Annotated in this window: 14 protein-coding genes; 10 read left to right on the top strand and 4 right to left on the bottom strand. The window is 69.6% G+C overall.

Annotation, left to right across the window (positions count from 1 at the left end; all coding sequences use genetic code 11):
• Positions 1-75 precede the first annotated feature (75 nt).
• Entirely contained in the window at positions 76-1104 is a 1029-nt protein-coding gene (locus tag ACTWQR_RS50700) for a LacI family DNA-binding transcriptional regulator (protein WP_443234124.1), read from the bottom strand.
• 961 nt (positions 1105-2065) lie between these two features.
• Here ACTWQR_RS50700 and ACTWQR_RS50705 point away from each other — a divergent pair.
• The 4 genes from ACTWQR_RS50705 to ACTWQR_RS50720 all read left to right on the top strand — a co-directional run bounded on the left by ACTWQR_RS50705 (position 2066) and on the right by ACTWQR_RS50720 (position 7711).
• Positions 2066-3382 (top strand): extracellular solute-binding protein, encoded by a 1317-nt coding sequence (locus ACTWQR_RS50705; protein WP_443234125.1) that lies wholly within the window; start codon positions 2066-2068, stop codon positions 3380-3382.
• Positions 3379-4281: a carbohydrate ABC transporter permease gene (locus ACTWQR_RS50710; RefSeq protein WP_443234126.1), complete on the top strand. Its 903-nt coding sequence runs from the start codon at positions 3379-3381 to the stop codon at positions 4279-4281. Before ACTWQR_RS50705 ends, ACTWQR_RS50710 begins: the two co-directional genes overlap by 4 nt.
• A 1-nt stretch (position 4282) precedes the next feature.
• Positions 4283-5176: a carbohydrate ABC transporter permease gene (locus ACTWQR_RS50715; protein WP_443234127.1), complete on the top strand. Its 894-nt coding sequence runs from the start codon at positions 4283-4285 to the stop codon at positions 5174-5176.
• A gap of 153 nt (positions 5177-5329) precedes the next feature.
• Positions 5330-7711 carry a beta-xylosidase/alpha-l-arabinosidase gene (locus ACTWQR_RS50720; RefSeq protein ID WP_443234128.1) on the top strand — a complete coding sequence of 794 codons (2382 nt, stop codon included), beginning with the start codon at positions 5330-5332 and terminating at the stop codon, positions 7709-7711.
• A 117-nt stretch (positions 7712-7828) separates the two neighbouring features.
• On the opposite strand, the gene ACTWQR_RS50725 is transcribed toward ACTWQR_RS50720, so the two are convergent.
• Positions 7829-9016: a fumarylacetoacetate hydrolase family protein gene (locus ACTWQR_RS50725; RefSeq protein WP_443234129.1), complete on the bottom strand. Its 1188-nt coding sequence runs from the start codon at positions 9014-9016 to the stop codon at positions 7829-7831.
• Between the two features lie 44 nt (positions 9017-9060).
• Positions 9061-10797 (bottom strand): IlvD/Edd family dehydratase, encoded by a 1737-nt coding sequence (locus ACTWQR_RS50730; RefSeq protein WP_443234130.1) that lies wholly within the window; start codon positions 10795-10797, stop codon positions 9061-9063.
• 129 nt (positions 10798-10926) lie between these two features.
• Here ACTWQR_RS50730 and ACTWQR_RS50735 point away from each other — a divergent pair, with 129 nt between their 5' ends.
• Positions 10927-11646 carry a FadR/GntR family transcriptional regulator gene (locus ACTWQR_RS50735; protein WP_386338417.1) on the top strand — a complete coding sequence of 240 codons (720 nt, stop codon included), beginning with the start codon at positions 10927-10929 and terminating at the stop codon, positions 11644-11646.
• A gap of 683 nt (positions 11647-12329) precedes the next feature.
• Here the strand turns inward: ACTWQR_RS50735 and ACTWQR_RS50740 are convergent.
• On the bottom strand, positions 12330-13361 hold the full coding sequence (locus ACTWQR_RS50740; protein ID WP_443234131.1) for a hypothetical protein: 1032 nt from the start codon (positions 13359-13361) through the stop codon (positions 12330-12332).
• 1284 nt (positions 13362-14645) lie between these two features.
• Between ACTWQR_RS50740 and ACTWQR_RS50745 the strand changes: the two genes are divergently transcribed.
• From ACTWQR_RS50745 to ACTWQR_RS50765, 5 genes are read left to right on the top strand one after another with little or no spacing between them, the layout of a single operon-like run.
• Positions 14646-14834, top strand: coding sequence for a hypothetical protein (locus ACTWQR_RS50745; RefSeq protein WP_443234132.1), 189 nt, complete (start codon positions 14646-14648; stop codon positions 14832-14834).
• Positions 14835-14847: 13 nt separating this feature from the next.
• Complete coding sequence (locus tag ACTWQR_RS50750) at positions 14848-15558, top strand: hypothetical protein (protein ID WP_443234133.1); 711 nt, start codon at positions 14848-14850, stop codon at positions 15556-15558.
• Complete coding sequence (locus tag ACTWQR_RS50755; RefSeq protein ID WP_443234134.1) at positions 15555-16562, top strand: DUF6895 family protein; 1008 nt, start codon at positions 15555-15557, stop codon at positions 16560-16562. Before ACTWQR_RS50750 ends, ACTWQR_RS50755 begins: the two co-directional genes overlap by 4 nt.
• Positions 16559-17479, top strand: a complete 921-nt coding sequence (locus ACTWQR_RS50760) for a DUF6895 family protein (protein ID WP_443234135.1) — start codon at positions 16559-16561, stop codon at positions 17477-17479. The genes ACTWQR_RS50755 and ACTWQR_RS50760 overlap by 4 nt, the downstream gene beginning before the upstream one ends.
• A complete protein-coding gene (locus ACTWQR_RS50765; protein ID WP_443234136.1) occupies positions 17476-18573 on the top strand; it encodes a serine hydrolase domain-containing protein in 1098 nt (365 codons plus the stop codon). The genes ACTWQR_RS50760 and ACTWQR_RS50765 overlap by 4 nt, the downstream gene beginning before the upstream one ends.
• The last annotated feature ends 68 nt before the right edge of the window (positions 18574-18641 follow it).

Raw genomic sequence — 18641 nt, forward strand, 5'->3', positions numbered from 1 at the left:
TGAAGGCATCGTTGCGCCCCGGGCAACCCGACATGGTCGATACCCGCTGTAATCAATGCGACCTCTCACCTGCGACTACCTACGCGCCGAAGTCTCTTCGCGGGGTGGCGCCGTTGAGGCGCGTACCACGAGTTCGGTGGCGAGTTCGATGTGGTGGGACTCGACCTTTTCACCGTTGGCCAGTCGGAGGGCGGTGCGCAGGGCGGCACCGCCCATCTCCCGTAGTGGCTGGCGCACGGTGGTCAGTTGCGGTGAGGCCATCTGAGCAAGGCTTGTGTCGTCGAAGCCGACCACGCTCAGGTCTTCGGGGACGCGCAGGCCTCGAGTGCGGGCGGTCTCGATGACACCGATGGCGATCTCGTCGTTGCCTGCGAAGATCGCCGTCGGTGGCTCTTGCAGGCCCAATAGCGCCGTGGCGCCGAGCAACCCGGTCTCGTACGTGAATTCTCCGGGCCGGACGTAGGCGTCGGGTACCTGCGCTCCTTCCGCCTCCATGGCGGCGCGGTAGCCGTGCATGCGTGCCTGGTTGCATACGGCCATGGCCGGTCCGCCGATATAGGCGACGCGTCGGTGGCCCAGGGAGAGCAGGTGCCGGGTCGCGGCCAGGCCGCCGGCGAAGTTGGTCGACCCGACGCTGTGGACGCGGCTGTCCGGCAGGTGCAGTGGGTCCAGCACGACCAACGGCAGCCCGGACCGAGCCAGTTCGTTCAGGTGCGCTGTGGTGTACACGCTGGTGACCGCGATGACGGCGCGGCGCCCGGCTGAGACCAGGTCCCGGGCCCAGTGCGGGGCATGGGACGCCTTGCTGATCACCACCGAGGCCCCCGATTCGGCGGCGGAGTCGATGATGCCTTCCAGGGTCTCGGCCACGTACGACTTGAGACCGCCCTTGAACTGCACCTCGATGGTCGGGCTTTCGACGACCTCGGTGTGGCGGAACACGGGCGCGAGGTAGTCGTGCTGATGCAGCAGTTCCTGCACCCGGCTGCGGGTGTGCGGCGCCACGTCACCGCGACCGTTGACCACTTTGGACACGGTCGCGATGGAGACTCCCGCCGCTTGGGCGATGTCCGCCAAGGTGGTGCGCCTGGCGTTCGGACGCATCGGTTCCTCCCAGCTGTACGTCCACCGGTGTGGTGAGCTGCCGGTCGGGCCGGCAATGCGGGTGGAACCGGTCAACCGTACGGCAACCCGGCACCGAGCTCATCCGGAGAGGTGCCAACGAGCCCCTCAACCTAGGGCGCTTCTGATGGATCTGTGTGAGATCGCGTCCGGTGAACGCGGTTCGGGGCATGCACGCCGACCGGTACGCGTGCGACCCGTACGTGCGCGCTCGCGCCCGGTTCCAGCCGTATCTGGGCACAGCGGGCCAACTGCCGCACTGTCCCGCCCGACCGCCCGGACGGCGGGGATCCGCACCCGCAGCTTGGTGGGCAGGCTCCGGCCGGCCGGGCGATCGCCGCCGCGCCCTCCTGGTCCTGGCATGAACGCCCGGACCAGGCCGGCAGCACAGGGACGCCGGTCCGGGACTCCTCCGGGACCGCGTGCTGCGACTCGACAAGCACTCCGGCGCTCTCCACCGCGGTCACCGGCGGCTGCCGTACACCCGGGTGAGGTGACCGGGACCATGTCGGGCGACCTCTGCCGGCGGAACACTCCCGGGTTCCCGCGAACACATCGTCCACAGGCGCCACTTGTGGACTCTCCGCATGTCCGTCGCCGCCTTCGGCCACACGCCCCGGGCAGTTGCCGACGCAGCGGCTGCCGAGCTGCGCGACCTTGTGCATGACCTGCACCGACAGTGCGTCAGCCGCAGCCATCGCGTCACCTCTCTGTCCCCAACCAGTCGATTTCGAAACAGTTTCGGTCCCTACCAGGGTTACTCGAGGGTCGTTCTTGCCCGATATTACGGGGCTGGCGGCAGCACGACAACGCGCCTGCACACACCTTGACAGGGCGTCAGCCCGAAATCTAATTTGCACAAACAGAGCTCGGAGAAGGCTGTTTCGAAAACCTTTCACCATGACTCACGAGAAGCCGATGGCTCTCGAGTGCGGAGAAGAACATGGCGCTCTCCCGACGTACCCTCCTCGGCCTGGCCGCCGGCGTGCCGGCTTCCGCGGCCCTCGCGGCCTGCGGCTCGTCCGGACCCAGCAAGGGCGGCGGCGACGGCTCGGCCACGTACTGGCACCTGAGCGGCCAGCCTCAGGAAGGCGTCAGGACCGGTGCGGTGGAGCGGTTCAACAAGGCCAACCCCAAGGGGCAGATCGAGGTCACCACCTTCGAGAACGACGCCTACAAGACGAAGATCAAGACCGCCATCGGCGCCGGGAAAGCGCCCACCATCATCTGGGGGTGGGGCGGCGGCACGCTGCGCACCTACGTGGAGACCGACCAGGTCGACGACCTCACCCCGTGGTTCGACGAGAACCCTGACATCAAGAACCGGCTCTTCCCGTCCTCGTTCGGCGCGGCGACCGTCGACGGCAGGATCTACGCGATGCCGTTCGAGAGCGTGGAGCCGGTCGTCCTGTTCTACAACAAGAGGGTCTTCGACGACGTCGGCGTGGAGCCGCCCCAGTCCTGGGACGACATCATGGCCCTGGTGCCCAAGTTCAAGGCGGAGGGCACAGCGCCGTTCTCCCTCGGCGGCCAGTCCCGGTGGACGAACATGATGTGGCTGGAGTTCCTGTTCGACCGCATCGGCGGCCCCGAGGTGTTCCAGGCCGTCTTCGACGGCGAGAAGGACGCCTGGTCCCACCCGGCCGCCATCGAGGCGCTGACCAAGGTGCAGGACCTGGTCAAGGCGGGCGGATTCATCAAGGGCTTCTCCTCGATCACCGCGGACTCCAACGCTGACCAGGCGCTGCTGTACACCGACAAGGCCGCGATGATGCTGCACGGCTCCTGGTCGTACGGCATCCAGCAGACCGAGGGCGGAGACTTCGTCTCCAGCGACGGTCTCGGTTTCATGAACTTCCCACCCGTCGAAGGCGGCAAGGGCGATCCGGGCAACTCCGTCGGCAACCCCGCCCAGTACCTGTCCATCTCCTCGAAGGCCAGCGCCAAGCAGAAGAAGATCGCGAAGGACTTCTTCGCCACCGGCGTCCTCGCGGACGAGGAGGTGAAGGAGTGGATCGACACCGGGGCGGTGCCGATCCGGAAGGGCTCGGAGAAGCTGCTGGCCGCATCCGAGAGCGCTGAGTTCCTGCAGTTCGTCAATGGCATCGCCAGCAACGCGAAGTCGTTCGCCCAGTCCTGGGACCAGGCGCTCAGCCCGACGGCCGCCGAGACGCTCCTTGACAACATCGCCAAGCTGTTCCAGCTGTCCATCTCGCCGAAGCAGTTCACCGACAGTCTCAACAAGGTCATCGGCAAGTGAGCGCACTCACGGGCTCTACGGGGCGCGAGAGCCGGCGCAGCATCCTGCCCTGGCTGGCCGTGCCGGCGCTGCTGTTCTTCGTCGGCTTCGCCGTGGTCCCGCTCGTCGGCGTCTTCGTGCTGAGCTTCACGACGTGGGACGGGATCGGCACCATCCACCCGTCCGGACTGACCAGCTGGCGTGCGGTGCTCACCAACCCCGGGCTGCCGCACGCCCTCTGGGTGACGTTCCTGGTGATGGCCGTGTCCTGGGCGGTTCAGACTCCGGCGAGCATTCTGCTCGGCACGTTCCTGGCCGGCCGCCAGCGCTACCGCGCGGTGCTGAGCCTGATCTACTTCGTCCCGCTCCTGCTCAGTTCCGCGGCGATCGCGGTCGCGTACAGGGCGCTCCTTGACCCCAACTTCGGGCTGGGCGCCGGGCTGGGGTTCGAGTGGCTCAGCAAGGACTGGCTGGGGCGCCCCTGGCTCGCCTTCGGCGTCGTCGTCTTCGTCGTCTCCTGGCAGTTCGTCCCGTTCCACTCGCTGATCTACCAGGGGGGCGTCCAGCAGATCCCGCAGTCCCTGTACGAGGCCGCACAGCTGGACGGCGCCGGGCAGATCCGCCAGTTCTTCAGCATCACGCTGCCCCAGCTCAAATACACCATCATCACCTCGTCGACGCTGATGGTGATCGGCTCGCTCACCTTCTTCGACCTCATCTTCGTCCTGACCGAGGGCGGCCCAGGAGACGCCACCCGGGTCCTCGCGCTGGACATGTACAAACGGGGCTTCCAGGCCGACCTGATGGGGCCGGCCAGCGCCATCGCGGTCATCCTCGTCCTGATGGGCCTCGCCATCGCCCTGCTGCTGCGCCGGCTCGGTGGCCGGGACGCCGGTGAGAGCCAGCTTGAGGGAGTCTGACATGGCCACCACGCTGACCAAGCCGCAACCGCAGAAGACCACCCCACGCGAGCGGGGGCACCGTCCCGGTGCGACCGCCCGTCGGCGCAACTGGCTCGGCGGTCTGGCCGGATGGCTCTGGCTCGCCGTCGTCGTCGTACCGCTCTACTGGATTCTCATCACCAGCCTCAAAGCCCGGAGCAGCTACTACGCGAGCAATCCGCTGGCGCCGCCGACCGAGCCCACACTGGACAACTACGAGCTGGTCCTCGAGTCCGACTTCATCAGCTACTTCTGGAACAGCGTCGTGGTCACCGCCGGCGCGGTGGTGCCGGCGGTCGCGGTCTCCTTCATGGCTGCCTACGCCATCGTGCGCGGCTGGCGCATGCGGTTCCTGCGCGTGGTGAACGGCATGTTCCTCATGGGCCTCGCCATCCCGCTGCAGGCGACGGCCATCCCGGTCTATCTGATCATCATCAAGCTGCAGCTGTACGACAGCCTGCTGGCGCTGATCCTGCCGTCGATCGCCTTCGCCATCCCGCTGTCCGTGCTGATACTCGCCAACTTCATCCGCGACGTGCCCAAGGAGCTGTTCGACTCGATGCGGGTGGACGGAGCCACCGAGTGGGGGACGCTGTGGCGCCTGGCAGCGCCGCTCACCCGCCCGGCCATCCTCACCGTGACCATCTTCAACGCGCTGACCATCTGGAACGGATTCCTGCTGCCGCTCATCCTCACCCAGAGCCCTTCCCAGCGGACTCTGCCGCTCGCCCTGTGGACCTTCCAGGGCGAGTACGGGGTCAACGTCCCCGCCCTCCTGGCCGCCGTCGTCCTCACCACCCTGCCCCTGATCATCCTGTACGCGTTCGGCCGCCGCCAGCTGCTGAGCGGTCTGACCGCCGGATTCAGCCGTTGATCGACAGTGCCGCTGACGCCGTGGCCGGTGGGCGGGCGAAGCGGATCCGGGCCGGGTCGGAGCCCTGACGCGATCTGCCCCGCCTTGAGTCCTGCTCGTCTACCTGTTCGCCCGTCGCGCCCTGGCCAAGGGGCTGACGGGCGTGGGAGGAAAGTGAACGCCAACGTGGCTGTAGACAACACCACCGGAATCTCCCTCTGGAACGACCCCACCATTTCCGTCACCGCGAGAGTCGACGCCCTGATCGACGCGATGACCCTTCAGGAGAAGGTCGCCCAGCTGTACGGAGTGTGGGTGGGCGCCTCCGATCAGGGCGGTGAAGTGGCCCCCCACCAGCACGACATGGAGGAGGCCGTCGATCTCGACGCGCTCCTGCCCGACGGCCTTGGCCAGCTGACCCGGCCCTTCGGCACGGTCCCGGTCGACCCCGCCCTGGGTGCACTCTCCCTGGCCCGCACCCAGACCCGTATCGCCGCCACGAACCGGTTCGGCATCCCCGCTCTCGCGCATGACGAGTGTCTGGCCGGCTTCGCCGCCTGGGGGGCCACGGCCTACCCCGTTCCGCTGTCCTGGGGCGCCACCTTCGATCCGGACACGGTGCGGCGCATGGCCGCCGCCATCGGCCGCGACATGCGTGCCGTCGGCGTCCACCAGGGACTCGCGCCCGTCCTGGATGTGGTGCGCGACGCCCGCTGGGGCCGGGTCGAGGAGACCATCGGCGAGGACCCGTACCTCGTCGGAACCATCGGGACGGCATACGTGCGGGGCCTTGAGTCCGCCGGGATCGTCGCCACCCTCAAGCACTTCGCCGGCTACTCGGCCTCTCGCGCCGGCCGTAACCTCGCTCCCTCCTCCGTGGGCCCGCGTGAACGCGCCGACGTTCTGCTGCCTCCCTTCGAGATGGCGATCCGTGAAGGCGGCGCCCGGTCGGTGATGAACGCCTACACCGACACCGACGGCATGCCCTCCGCGGCCGACGAGGATCTGCTCACCGGGCTGCTGCGCGACACGTGGGGCTTCAACGGCACTGTCGTCGCCGACTACTTCGCCATCGCCTTCCTGAAGACGCTGCACGGCATCGCAGCCGACTGGGCCGGCGCCGCCGGCACGGCGCTGCGCGCGGGCATCGACGTCGAACTGCCCAATGTCAAGACATACGGCGCGCCCTTGGCCGAGGCCGTCGCCGACGGCCGCATACCGGAGGCGTTGGTCGATCGCGCCCTGCGCCGGACGCTCACCCAGAAGGCGATGCTCGGCCTGCTCGACCCGGATTGGAGCCCCGTGCCGGCCGCGCTCGACGGGGTGGACCTGGACGACCCGGCCGCCCTGCGCGGCCGAATCGACCTGGACGGTCCCGAGAATCGCGCGCTGGCCCGCACGATCGCCGAGGAAGCGGTCGTGCTGCTGAGCAACGACGGCACTCTGCCGCTCGAGAGGCCGCGCCGCATCGCCCTGCTCGGTCCCAACGCCGACGAGCCCGTCGCCGTACTCGGCTGCTACTCCTTCCCCCAGCACATCGGCGTCCGCCACCCCGGTACCCCACTCGGCATCGAGCTGCCCACGCTGCGCGACACTCTCGCCGCCGAGTTCCCCGACGCCGAGATCACGGTCGCCCGCGGCACCGGAATCGACGACGGAGATCTCTCCGGAATCCGCGAGGCCACCCGGGTGGCACGCGAGGCCGACATCGCCCTGGTCGTGCTCGGCGACCGCGCCGGGCTCTTCGGGCGGGGCACCACAGGCGAGGGATGTGACGTCGACTCACTGGTGCTGCCCGGCGCGCAGCAGCACCTGCTCGACGCCCTGCTCGACCTGGAGACACCCGTGGTCACCGTCCTGCTCGCGGGACGACCGTACGCCCTCGGCCGCGCCGTGGAGGAGTCCGCTGCGATCGTGCAGTCCTTTTTCCCGGGTGAGGAGGGCACTCACGCGATCGCCGGGGTGCTCAGTGGCCGTACCAATCCCTCCGGACGTCTCCCGGTCAGCGTGCCGCGCGGGCCGGGCTCCCAGCCGGCCACGTACCTCGGGGCGCGGCTCGCTCACGTCAGCGAGGTGTCCACCATCGACCCGACCCCCGCGTTCGCCTTCGGTCACGGTCTGTCCTACACGCGGTTCGACTGGACAGACCTGACCGTGGACGTCCAGGAGGCTCCGACGGACAGCGAGTTCACCCTCACCTTCACCGTCCGCAACACGGGCGAGCGGTCCGGAACCGAGGTCGTCCAGCTCTATCTGCACGACCCGGTTGCCTCCGTCGTCCAGCCGGTGCAGCGCCTCGTCGGCTACACCCGGGTCGATCTGAAGCCGGGCGAGGCCCGGCGCCTGCGTGTCACGGTCCCGGCCGACCTCGCCTCCTTCACCGGACGCGACGGTCGGCGCGTCGTCGAACCGGGCGAGCTGGAAGTGCGGTTGGCCGCCTCCAGCGCGGATCCGCGCCTGACGGCCAGGGTCACGTTGACCGGAGCCGAGCGCCATGTGGATCACACGCGGCGCTTGCACGCCACGATCGGGCACGAGCCGGTCGCCCGGGCATGAACCAGGCGTGCGCAGCGCACGCCGCGGCGGCGCTGCGCTCTGCTCGCCGCCCACCATGGAGAACAGGCAGGTGTTCCTCGCAGCGAACCACATCGGGATCGCCCGAGCTTCGTCGTCTCACAGCACGCCGCGCCGGGCGAGGTTGCGCATCAGCGCTCGTACGCCGAACGTCCACGGCGCGGCCTGCTCGCTGGGGACGACGGTGTTGACCAGAGCTCCGAGTCGCGGGCTGGAGATCCGCACGATGTCGCCGTACTCGTGGGTGAAGCCCGCGCCGGGTGCCTGTCGGTCCTCGGTGGGGGCGAACAGCGTTCCGGTGAACAACACGAAGCCGTCCGGGTATTGATGGTGCGGACCGTGCGTAGCGGCCACCAGGTCCAGTACGTCGCGGCTGATCTCGCGCATGGAACTGCTGCCACGCAGTACGTAGCCGTCCGTGCCGTCGATCCGGAGGTCGATGTCGATCCCGCGTACGGTGTCGAGGTCGAAGTCCTCGTCGAGCAGGCGGACGAACGGGCCGATCGCGCATGAGGCGTTGTTGTCCTTCGCACGGGACAGCAGCAGGGCGCTGCGTCCCTCGATGTCGCGGAGGTTGACGTCGTTACCGAGCGTCGCGCCGCGTACCCGGCCGCGCGAGTCCACGACGAGGACGGCCTCGGGCTCGGGGTTGTTCCACACCGAGGCGCCGAGCACGCCGATGTCGGCGCCGGTGCCGACCGCGGACAGTACCGGGGCCTTGGTGAACACTTCCGGGTCCGGCCCGATCCCGACCTCCAGGTACTGCGACCACAGTCCTTCGGAGACGAGCAGTTCCTTGGCCTTGTCCGCTTCCGGCGATCCGGGACGGATGCCGTCGAGCGTGCCACCCACCACCTGCCCGACGCGGGCCCGTACCCGCGCGGCCTGCGCCGGATCGCCGCCCGTGCGCTCTTCGATGACGCGTTCCAGCAGACTCCGGGCGAAGGTGACGCCCGCGGCCTTGATCACTTGCAGGTCGATGGGGGCGAGCAGACGCGGAACGTCACGGCGGCCGGTCGGTGCGTCGAGCAGTTCGTCCAGGCGCCAGACATGTCCGCCGTCGGCCTCGCGGACGACTGCCGCCGCGTCGTCGCGTTCCATGAGGTCGGAGACGGTGGGTGCGATGGCGGTCAGGTCGACGACCTGCTCGCCGCGGACCGCGGCCACACACGGTCCGTCCCATTCCGGGTCGTGGACGCGCGCGACGAGGGCGGCTCGGTCGGCGTCCGCCGGCAGGACGGAGCCGGCCGTGAGGACCGGACGGGGGCGCGCTGCTGCCGATTCCACGATCGATGCTCTCCTGGGTTCGAGGGGGTGCGGTCACCTGGGACTCAGTGGGAGTCGCGGGGGACCTCGTGTCCACGGCTTCCGCGCAGGAAACCGAAGTCGGCGCCCTGGTCGGCCTGTTCCACGTGCTGGGTGTAAAGCCAGGCGTAGCCGCTGGTGTGCCGCTCAGCGGGCGCCCTCCAGGCCTGCCGGCGTCGCGTGAGCTCGGCGTCGTCCACGTCCAGGCGCAGGGAGCGGTTCGGGACGTCGAGGACGACCGGGTCCCCGTCGTGCACCAGGGCGAGAGGTCCGCCGACGGCGGCCTCGGGCGCCACGTGCAGGACCACTGTCCCGTACCCGGTGCCGCTCATCCGGCCGTCGCAGACGCGCACCATGTCCTTGACGCCGGCCTTCAGCAGCTTGGCGGGCAGCGGGACGTTGGAGACCTCGGGCATGCCGGGGTAGCCCTTGGGGCCGGCGTTACGGATGACGATCACGGTGTTCTCGTCGATGTCGAGTTCCGGGTCGTCGGCCACCTCGTGATAGGCCTCGGGGGAGTCGAAGACGCGCGCGGGGCCGCGGTGGGTGAGCAGGTGCGGTGACGCGGCGGACTGCTTGATCACAGCGCCGTCGGGACACAGGTTGCCGCGGAGGACGGCGATACCGGTGCCGGCCGGCTGGAAGGGGACGTCGAGGCCGGTGATGACGTCGGAGTCGACGCGTTCGGTATTCCCGGTGTTCTCGGCGATGGTGCGTCCGGTGACCGTGATCTGTTCGCCGTGCAGCATCTCGCCGCCGAGCAGCTCGGCCATGACGGCCGGCAGGCCGCCCGCGTAGCAGAAGTCCTCCATGAGGTACTTGCCGCTCGGCATCAGGTTGACCAGGGTCGGCACCGCGCGGGCCAGGTCGTCGAAGTCCTTCAGGCTCAGCTCGACGCCGACGCGTCCGGCGATGGCGGTGAGATGGATGACGGCGTTCGTGGAGCCGCCGATGGCCGCGTTGACCCGGATGGCGTTCTCGAACGCCGCCCGGGTCAGGATCTGCGAGGGGCGCAGCTCCTCCTCCACCATTCGTACGATGCGCTGCCCCGCCGCCTGCGCGGTTTCCATCCGCCGGGAGTCGACCGCGGGCCAGGCCGCCGAGCCCGGCAGCTGCATGCCGAGCGCCTCGGCCATGCAGGCCATCGTCGAGGCGGTCCCCATCGTCATGCAGTGCCCGTTGGAACGGGCCATGCACCCTTCCGCGAAGAAACACTCCTCCTCGGTCATCCGGCCGGTCTTGAGGTCCTCCTCGAACTTCCACACGTGGGTGCCGGATCCCACGTCCTGGCCCCGGTACTTGCCGTTGAGCATCGGCCCTCCGGTGACCATGACGGCGGGCAGGTCGACACTGGCGGCGCCCATGAGCATGGCGGGGGTCGTCTTGTCGCAGCCGGACAGCAGCACGACACCGTCGAGCGGATTGGCCCGGATCAGCTCCTCGACCTCCATGGCCATGAGGTTGCGATACAGCATGGCGGTGGGGCGCATCAGGGTCTCGCCGGTGGCCATGGTGGGGAACTGGAGCGGCAGGCCGCCCGCCTGCCACACGCCGCGCTTGACGGCTTCGGCGACGCGTGTCAGATGGGCGTTGCACGGGGCGAGTTCGGAGGCACTGGTCGCGATGCCGATGACGGGACGCCCGTCGAACACCTCGTGCCCGAATCCCTGGTTGCGCATCCAGGAGCGGTACACCATCCCGCTGCGGCCCCGTGCGCCGAACCATGCCTGGCTGCGGCGGCTCGTCTTCTGACTGTCGGTCATGCAGTCACTCCCGTGGCTCTGGCGTCGTCCGCTTCGCGATGGGGCGTTGTCGGGTGAGGACCCGCAGGCCGTACCCTGTCATGCAATCATTAAATGATTCGATGAATGCCGTCCAGGGGGTGAGCAGAGATCGTGGTGCACTTCCTGACCACGCATCAGCGCGTGGTCGACGGGCTCGGGCGGCGCATCGTGGGTGGCGCGTGGGAGCCGGGGGATCCGCTGCCGGTCGAGGACGCGCTCGCGGCCGAGATCGGCGTCAGCCGAGGGGTGGTGCGGGAAGCGGTCAAGGCACTGGTAGCCAAGGGGATGCTGCATGTACGCCCGCGCACCGGCACGCGCGTGCTGCCCCCGGAGCACTGGAACCACCTGGACCGTGACGTGCTGCGCTGGAAACAGGCCGGGGACGCCACGACTCTGCTGCGCGACACGGGTGAACTCCGCCGGATCGTCGAGCCCGAGGCAGCCCGGCTCGCTGCCGACCGGGCCGGCCCCGACGATGTACGAGTCCTGTACGACTCCCTGGCGGCCATGGAGGCCGCGGCGGCGGAACCCGGCCGCAGCGGCTACGTCGAGGCCGACATCGCCTTCCACCGGGCCCTGCTCGACGCCAGCGGCAACCGTCTCCTCGGCTCACTGGGCCGCGCTGTCGACATCGCGCTGGAACACAGCTTCCTCGTCAGCACCCAGACCCCCGGCGCGGTGGAAGCCTCGCTGCCGGGTCACCGCGCCATCGTGCAAGCGGTCGAGGCCCGCGATCCCGCGGCCGCGGCGGCCGCCGTACTGGCCATCATCGAAGCCGCCGAACATGAGATCGCCCAGTCACCCGGAATGCCCAGCGATGCCGTATGACCTGTCACGGCTGCGACAAGGCAGAGCCACGGGCAAGGGCACGGAAGCGGCCGACGCCGACGAGATCTTCGTCCGGCCCACCGGACAAGCCGACCTCAGTCCGCGCTGCGGGGCTGCCGACCGAGAAAGAGCAGGATGAGCAGGGCCCGCATCGGGGGCTGTTCGCGCCCTCGGGATGCGTCGTGCCCGACGGCACTACCGAAACATGACGCGACAACGCCCGTATCCCAGCGACCTGTCCGACTTCGCCGCCCGGCAGAAGGAAGGCACTCGCCGCCGCTTCACCGGACACCATCGGGCTGCCGCAGCGCAACCTCGTCGGCCGGAGACTGCGGCAGGTCACCTGGTGTAACGGCGCCAGTCAAGTCCGCCTCGCAAGATCCGGACCATACGCGGACCAGCACCGTTTCTCGGGCCTCGACATCGGCCACTTCCACAGGTCAACGGGGTATGGAGTCTGTACAGCCAGCAGACGAAGAACCTGCTGGTGAGCTACTCGCCGAAGAAGCTCGGCTTCTTCTAGACGCACGAAGGACGGCGCCTGACCCGGGCTTTTGCTCGGCAGGCGCCTTCTAGGTCATTCGTCCAGAGCTTCGATGAGCGAGGCCGCCTGCAGGGAAGGGGACCATGCGGTTCTGGCGGGACGAATGGGACGCCTGTCCGGCCGTGAGCCGTCGAAGCGGTCAGTCCGCCGCGTGGTTCGAGCCGACCAGCGACCGCACCTCGGGGCGCCGCCCGGATCTGTCCACAGACAGGAACGCGAGCAGGGCCGTCAGGGCCGCCAGCACGGCGAGTACGGCCGCGAGACCGGCAACCCCGGGCGGCGCCGCGGTGAGGTCCAGGGCCCGGGAGAGGCTCGGCGAGTGGAAGCGGCCCTCCAGCAGCTGGACGGCGGCCAGCACCGCGGGCACCACGACACCGACGGCGAGAACCGGCAGCGTGCTCTTGCGGAACAGGGCCAGACCCAGCAGGACGCACAGCACCGACACGCCGACGACGAATCCGTAGGCGTTGACCGACGCGCCACCGCGGTGCGTCGGGAAGTGTGCCAGGCCGCACACGACGAGCGCCGCAGCCGCGATCCGGCGCGGCCACACTGGGGGGATGGCACCCTTCGCCCCCCAGTCGCGCCGCTCTCGAACCGGGCGGAGGACGGCGGGCGGCACGATCTCGGACGGGCCCGCGTCGGACTCGTCGGCGGCCTGTGCCACCGTGTCCCGCCCCACCGCTGCCGCCTGTCGGTTCTCCGCGCGTGCTCCCCGCTCCTGCGCCATGCGGCCGATCAGCTGCACGAGTTCCTCGACAGGCCGACTGGTGGCGGCCGCCCGCACCGCGGCTTCCCCGCAGTGGGACTCCAGCGGGGACCGGTGCAGCAGTGTCATCAGCCGGGTGACGTCTTCCACGGGCCGGCCCTCGGCCGCCGCACGGATCGCCTCGTCGGCACTGTCGGCATTCCGCGGCGGCCGGGTCAGCAGGGTCACCAACCGGGTCACGTCCTCCACGGACCGGTCCGTGCCGACCGCCCGGAGCGCGTCGACGGTGGCCTTCGCGTACTCCGGTGACTGTTCCAGCAGCTGGATGAGCTGTATGACCTCGTCCAGCGGCCGATCGGCGACGGCGGCGTGCACCAGCCCGTCGACCGGATCCGCATACAGGGGTTCGACGCCCTCGTCTGCCGGATCCTCTGCCGACTCCTCCGCCGGCTCCTCCGCCACTACAGGGGGAGGCCGGAAAGCCGCTGCGCGGGGAGGCTGGAAGGCCGTTACGGAGGGAGGCCGGAAGTGGGAGGCACGTGGTACCTGTGGTGACGACACGGGGACGTCGACCACCTTCTCGGGAGGTATGTCAGTTCGGTCGGGGTCGAACGGGGAACGGGTGCTCATACTCGGCTCCATACGAAGGGGGCAGACGCTGTCGCGGCCCTGACGTGCGGGACGAGACGGGATGTGGACATCTTTCTAAGCGCCCAGCCCGAACCCCGCCATCCAGGAAGAGCACACGTGTGACTCATGGCAAAAGCCCTCGGCCGGATGGGGGAGACCAGCCGGGGCCGGGGGTTGTGGTTCGCGGAGGGCAGTCGCCTCTCGCGAAGGGTTCCGCGGGGGCTTCGGCCGGCCGATCGTCCTCATGGGCCATAGATGAGGCCAAATGGGTCACGTCCGGCCGGTGAGTGGGGCCCGGGCGCAGCGGCCCCGCGTCAGCTGTCGGCGTTTCAGCTGTCGACGTCAGCTGTCGGGGGTTCGGTAGCGCAGAGCCGGAGCGGCAGCACGCGGCTGAGCGTGGGCCTGATCCACTCACCGGTCGAGCCCGCCCCGCCCCGTGCGGCCCTACGACATGTTGCACGCGACGACATGTCGCACGCGCCACCCGCCGCCCGGCGCCGCTCGGCAACCGCTTCCTCCGGGACACAGTTCGGGCGGCGTCGGGAAGAAATGATGGGCTGCCTCGTCGACTTGGACTGGGCCAGCGCGACATCGCATGGTCTGGCCATCGTCCTCGACGGCGACCGACTGGCCGAGGCCGACCTTGAACTCAGCGGCCCGGCCGGTCTCGGAGGTTCAGCCTGTCGAAGGGGCCGGCGCTCTCATGCTCGCTCCGCATCCCGGGATACGTCGCGGCAGCGTGCTGCCCAATCCCGTTCGCCCAATCCGCTGTTGACCCATTCCCCTCGAACCCACCCATGCAGCATAGGCTTTTGTCATATGCCAAATCAGCTGACCCGAATGGGAGTGCTGGACTGGCGGACCCATAGCTCGCCGAACGAACCACCCCCCGCCCGTCCCGGCCCGACAAGTCCCAGCCCATCAACAGGACGAGCCACGGCTCGACACCCGCGCGACACGCAGGCGCTCCCTCAATTTCCTGTCGTTTCAGGCACTCACAAGGAGCCGGTCAAATCCCACTCCAACCAGGACATTTACTTCTTCTTTTGCGCAAAAGGTTCAGATGGGGTCACATGGAGTGGAGAAGCACGTGTCTCTCCCAAAGGAGATGGTGGTATGGCTTCCACCGAGTTTCTGACCGACGAACTCACCGAAGTCCAGGGCATCGACGTAGAAGCGGCTCTCGACCCGGTCGAGGCCGACGGTTCCTACCGCGACAGCCGCGAATGCGCTGCGCTCGCCCTGTTGGAGTCGAGCAGCAAGCTCCTGCTGTCGCCTCCGACGCCGCGGCCGAAGAAGGGCTGACGGGGGTAGCTGAATGAAGAAGTCAGGCACTTCGACCCGCCTGGCGGGCGCAGTGCAGGGCCTCACGTCGGAACTGGTCTCCGCTCTTCGGAGCGGGGACCCCTTTCGGCTCGCCGGCAGAGTCCCAGAAGGGGACGGAACCGAGGCGACCGCCGACCTGACCCTTGCTGCCGTACGGGTGGTGGGAGCCGATGTCGCCCTGCCGAGCATCCTGCACTGCGCGCCCCCCGAGTCCGACGATCTCGCCCTGTTCAGCAGGGCCTTGCACTCCTACCCGCCCCCCGCGGGCGCCTCTCCCACCTCTGTGTGGAGCCACTGGGCCATGAGGCGAACTCTCCTTCGACTTGACGCATCGCTCGACGGCGAGTCCGGCAACGACGCGGAGCCCGAGGCAGCTTGGCTCGACAATGCCCCGTGGCAGTTCCTCACCCACCAACTCGCGGTACTCGCCCCGCTCGCACTCCCGGCCGAGGACTGCGGGGTGGCCCGCGTAGCGCGCAGCCGTCCTGCAGACGTCGCGCGGGGATTCGTACGGGCGGTTCGCCGCCGCGACTGGCTCCAGGCAGCCGGAGCGGGACGCTGGCTGGTCCTCCTCGACGGTGTGCCGGAAACTCTGGGCCTGGACACCGGGCTTGAGTTCGTGGCACAGATGGGCTGCGACGATTCACGCGTAGCGCTGCAGGTCGAGACGGCGCGACTGATGCGGGTCGGAGCGCCGGTGTGAGGGCGCGCGATGTCCGAGGGCCGGGCGAGGCCGCGTTGGCCTGGGTGTCCGCCAACCGCGATGAATTCATGCTCGGCGACGACGCGCTCGCCGAGCATGGCAACGTGAACGCCACCTGGAAGCCCCTCGGGGAACTGACCCAGGTCTGCGTCTGTGTTCGCCGGCACACCGATCCGGCCGACCCGCTCCACAAGACCGCATCCGACCTGCTGGCGTTCGCGTGGCAACAGACCGGGCGCGGCGCGCTCTTCCTCGAGTTGCAGCGCCTCGAACCCTTCGCCACGTACCCGCTCGAGGTCTACGCGGCGTTCGCGTCCGCGGGCCTGCGCCATGCCGCCTACGAGAGCGCCACCGCGACGGTGGCCCGCACCCGCAGCTGGCAGGTGACGGAGCAGGAACCGAACCGGCGCCTGAGCGTGCTCAACTCCGAGCGCCGCACTGGCCTCCCGGAACACGAGGAGATGCCGGAGGCCCTGCGACGTACCTGGCTCGCCGGCCTGCCGGAGCCGTGGACGTTCGAGCGAGCCGTCGGCTACACGCTCACCCATGTGGTCTTCCACCTCACGGACTGGGGCGTGACCCCGCAGGGCGTGCCTCCGCCGGTCGCGACCTACCTCCGGCACTGGCTTCCGCCCTGGCTCGACACCTGCTTGGAGGACGAGCAGTGGGATCTGAGCTGCGAACTGCTGGCCGTGGCAAGCAGTCTGCCGGATCCGCCCGACCACGCCATGCTCCAGGACGCCTGGGCGAAACTCGCGGCAGTGCAGGACGACTCCGGCGCCGTCCCGGAGGTCGGCGCCGGACAAGGCGGCCCTGCAACCGCGCACGACGCCTTCATCGGCTGCTACCACTCGACGCTGATGACGGCCTTCGCCGCCGCGCTGACCATCAACCGGCTGCGCGAGGCCGCCGGGGACGGCGAAGCGGCGGACGGGGCGCGTGCCTTCGAGCACTCGGCCGATCCGGGACAGGGCGGACAAGGTGGACAAGGAGTGGCGAGATGACCAGCACCCGCCTGATACACAACGTCGGGGTCGGCGCCCTCGAGTGGTTGCACGCCCACCGCGACGGATTCCGGCTGGAGCCGGACGTCGACCCGGAAGTGGGCTACCTGGAACGCTTCAAACCCGTCGGCGAGCTGGCCCTGGTCTGCAAGGTGTTGTTCCGCGAAGGGGTGGCCGGATCGCATCAGGCCCAGCTGGCACGGCAGTTGATCGACCATGCCTGGCGTCACACGCTGGACGGCGGCCGGGTGCTGGTGCGCGGCCAGCGCATCGAGCCCCTTTCGACCATCCCCTTCGAGGTGTACCTCCCGTTCAAAGAGCTGGGCTACAGCCATCCCGAGGTCGAACAGGCCTTCCGGCTCAATCAGCGGCTGGAGAGCTTCGCCGCCCTGGAGATGTCGCCGGTCCGCCGCCTCGGCCTGTCCGCGTTCCTTCGCCGTTTCGGTCTGTCGCCCCGGCCACCGGAGACCGAGGTCGTCGGCAGGACTTGGCTGGGACGCACACCTGAGCCCTGGACAGTGGAAGGGCACACCGCCTACGACATCACCCACACCGTCTTCCACCTCACCGACTGGGGAGAGAACCCTGCCGGTCTGCCGCCCCGTATCGCCGACTATCTCGCCATCTGGCTGCCGGTCTGGCTGGACGACTGGCTCGACCTGCAGCGGTGGGACCTGCTCGGTGAACTGCTCATCGTCGATGGTTGTCTGCCCCGCCCCACGCTGGACGAGCGGGCCTGGGAGGGCTTCGCCGCCGCCCAGCAGCCCGACGGCGCGATGCCCGCCGTGCGCACGATGCCGCAGGGCGACCCCGAAGAGGTGTTCGACGTTGTCTACCACCCGACTCTGGTCGCCGCCTTCGCCTCCGCAGTGGCCGCTTCCCGCGCCCTGACGCAGCTGGCGCACGCACCGGCATGACCGCTCTCCCCGCTTCCTGGCCAGGCGATCCGCTCGGTGACGCCGGGATGCTCCCACCACCCGCCGGCCCCCCGGCGGACGCCTCCCTGGACGGCGAGGCGGTGCGGGAGCGGCTCGACGCCGCCGTCGGTGCCGTGGACGCGCCCGACGTCGTCTTCGCGCTCTCCCGACACGGTCACCGCACCGTGCGGTGCGGGGGCACGGCGCCGCCCCCGCCCGTCTCCCGCGATCAGCTGCGCTACGAAATGGGGTCGGCCTCCAAGACGTTCACCGGACTGCTGCTGGCGCACCTGACGCAGACGGGTCTGCTGTCCGCGGGCGAGCCGGCCGTCACTCTCCTGGACCCGGCTCGGCGGGCCGGCCAACACCCCGTCACGCTCGCGCACCTGATCACCCACACCTCCGGGCTGCCCGGCCTGCCCGCCGACTTCTTCGTCCGGGCGCTGCCCGAGTGGCGTACCGATCCCTACGGCCGCTATCCGGCCGAGCGGGTGGTCGCCGCCTTTCTGCGCCATCGGCACCACCGCCGGCCCGGCACCCGCTGGCGCTACTCCAACTTCGCTGTCGCCGTGCTCGGTCACGCCCTGGCGGCGGCGACCGCGACCCCGTGGGACGAACTGCTCACCGGTCACGTGCTGCGTCCACTCGGGCTGAACGGCACCGCGCTCCGTCCCGATGGCCCGGCCACCGACGCCACCGGACACCGCAGGGACGGCACAACGCCCACGCCCCCGTTGACCGTCGGCGGCTTCCAGGCGGCCGGCGCCGTCCGGGCCACCCCGCACGACCTGCTCACGTTCCTCGAAGCGCATCTGGATCCGTCGGGCCGGCCCCTGACCGGTGCCCTGCGGGCGGTACGCCGCCCCGTGATCCGGCGCGGTCTCGGGCACCGGCATGTGCACACGGTGGCCTGGTTTCAGCACCCCACCGAGGAAGGGCCGATGTACTTCCACTGCGGGGCGACACTCGGTCAGCAGGCCTTCCTGGGCTTCCGGCCAGACACCGGCACGGCGCTGGCCGCCATGTGCACCCGCCGCTTCCGCGCCCGCGACGCCTTCGTGCCGACCGCCTACGCACTGCTGGCCGAGGCATAGCCGGACGAGCCAGGCGTGGCCGACGCCATGGAGCGGGGGGGGGGGGGGGGGGGGGGGGGGGGGGGGGG

This window comes from Streptomyces sp. 2A115, assembly GCF_052245575.1.
In the GTDB taxonomy this organism is placed as follows: Bacteria; Actinomycetota; Actinomycetes; order Streptomycetales; family Streptomycetaceae; genus Streptomyces.

What these genes read in the sequence shown, in the direction of transcription:
- ACTWQR_RS50705 (WP_443234125.1), top strand. Translation starts at nt 2,066, where the DNA reads ATGGCGCTCTCCCGACGTACCCTCCTCGGCCTGGCCGCCGGCGTGCCG.
- ACTWQR_RS50730 (WP_443234130.1), bottom strand. Translation starts at nt 10,797, where the DNA reads ATGACCGACAGTCAGAAGACGAGCCGCCGCAGCCAGGCATGGTTCGGC.
- ACTWQR_RS50700 (WP_443234124.1), bottom strand. Translation starts at nt 1,104, where the DNA reads ATGCGTCCGAACGCCAGGCGCACCACCTTGGCGGACATCGCCCAAGCG.
- ACTWQR_RS50760 (WP_443234135.1), top strand. Translation starts at nt 16,559, where the DNA reads ATGACCAGCACCCGCCTGATACACAACGTCGGGGTCGGCGCCCTCGAG.
- ACTWQR_RS50765 (WP_443234136.1), top strand. Translation starts at nt 17,476, where the DNA reads ATGACCGCTCTCCCCGCTTCCTGGCCAGGCGATCCGCTCGGTGACGCC.
- ACTWQR_RS50745 (WP_443234132.1), top strand. Translation starts at nt 14,646, where the DNA reads ATGGCTTCCACCGAGTTTCTGACCGACGAACTCACCGAAGTCCAGGGC.
- ACTWQR_RS50715 (WP_443234127.1), top strand. Translation starts at nt 4,283, where the DNA reads ATGGCCACCACGCTGACCAAGCCGCAACCGCAGAAGACCACCCCACGC.
- ACTWQR_RS50750 (WP_443234133.1), top strand. Translation starts at nt 14,848, where the DNA reads ATGAAGAAGTCAGGCACTTCGACCCGCCTGGCGGGCGCAGTGCAGGGC.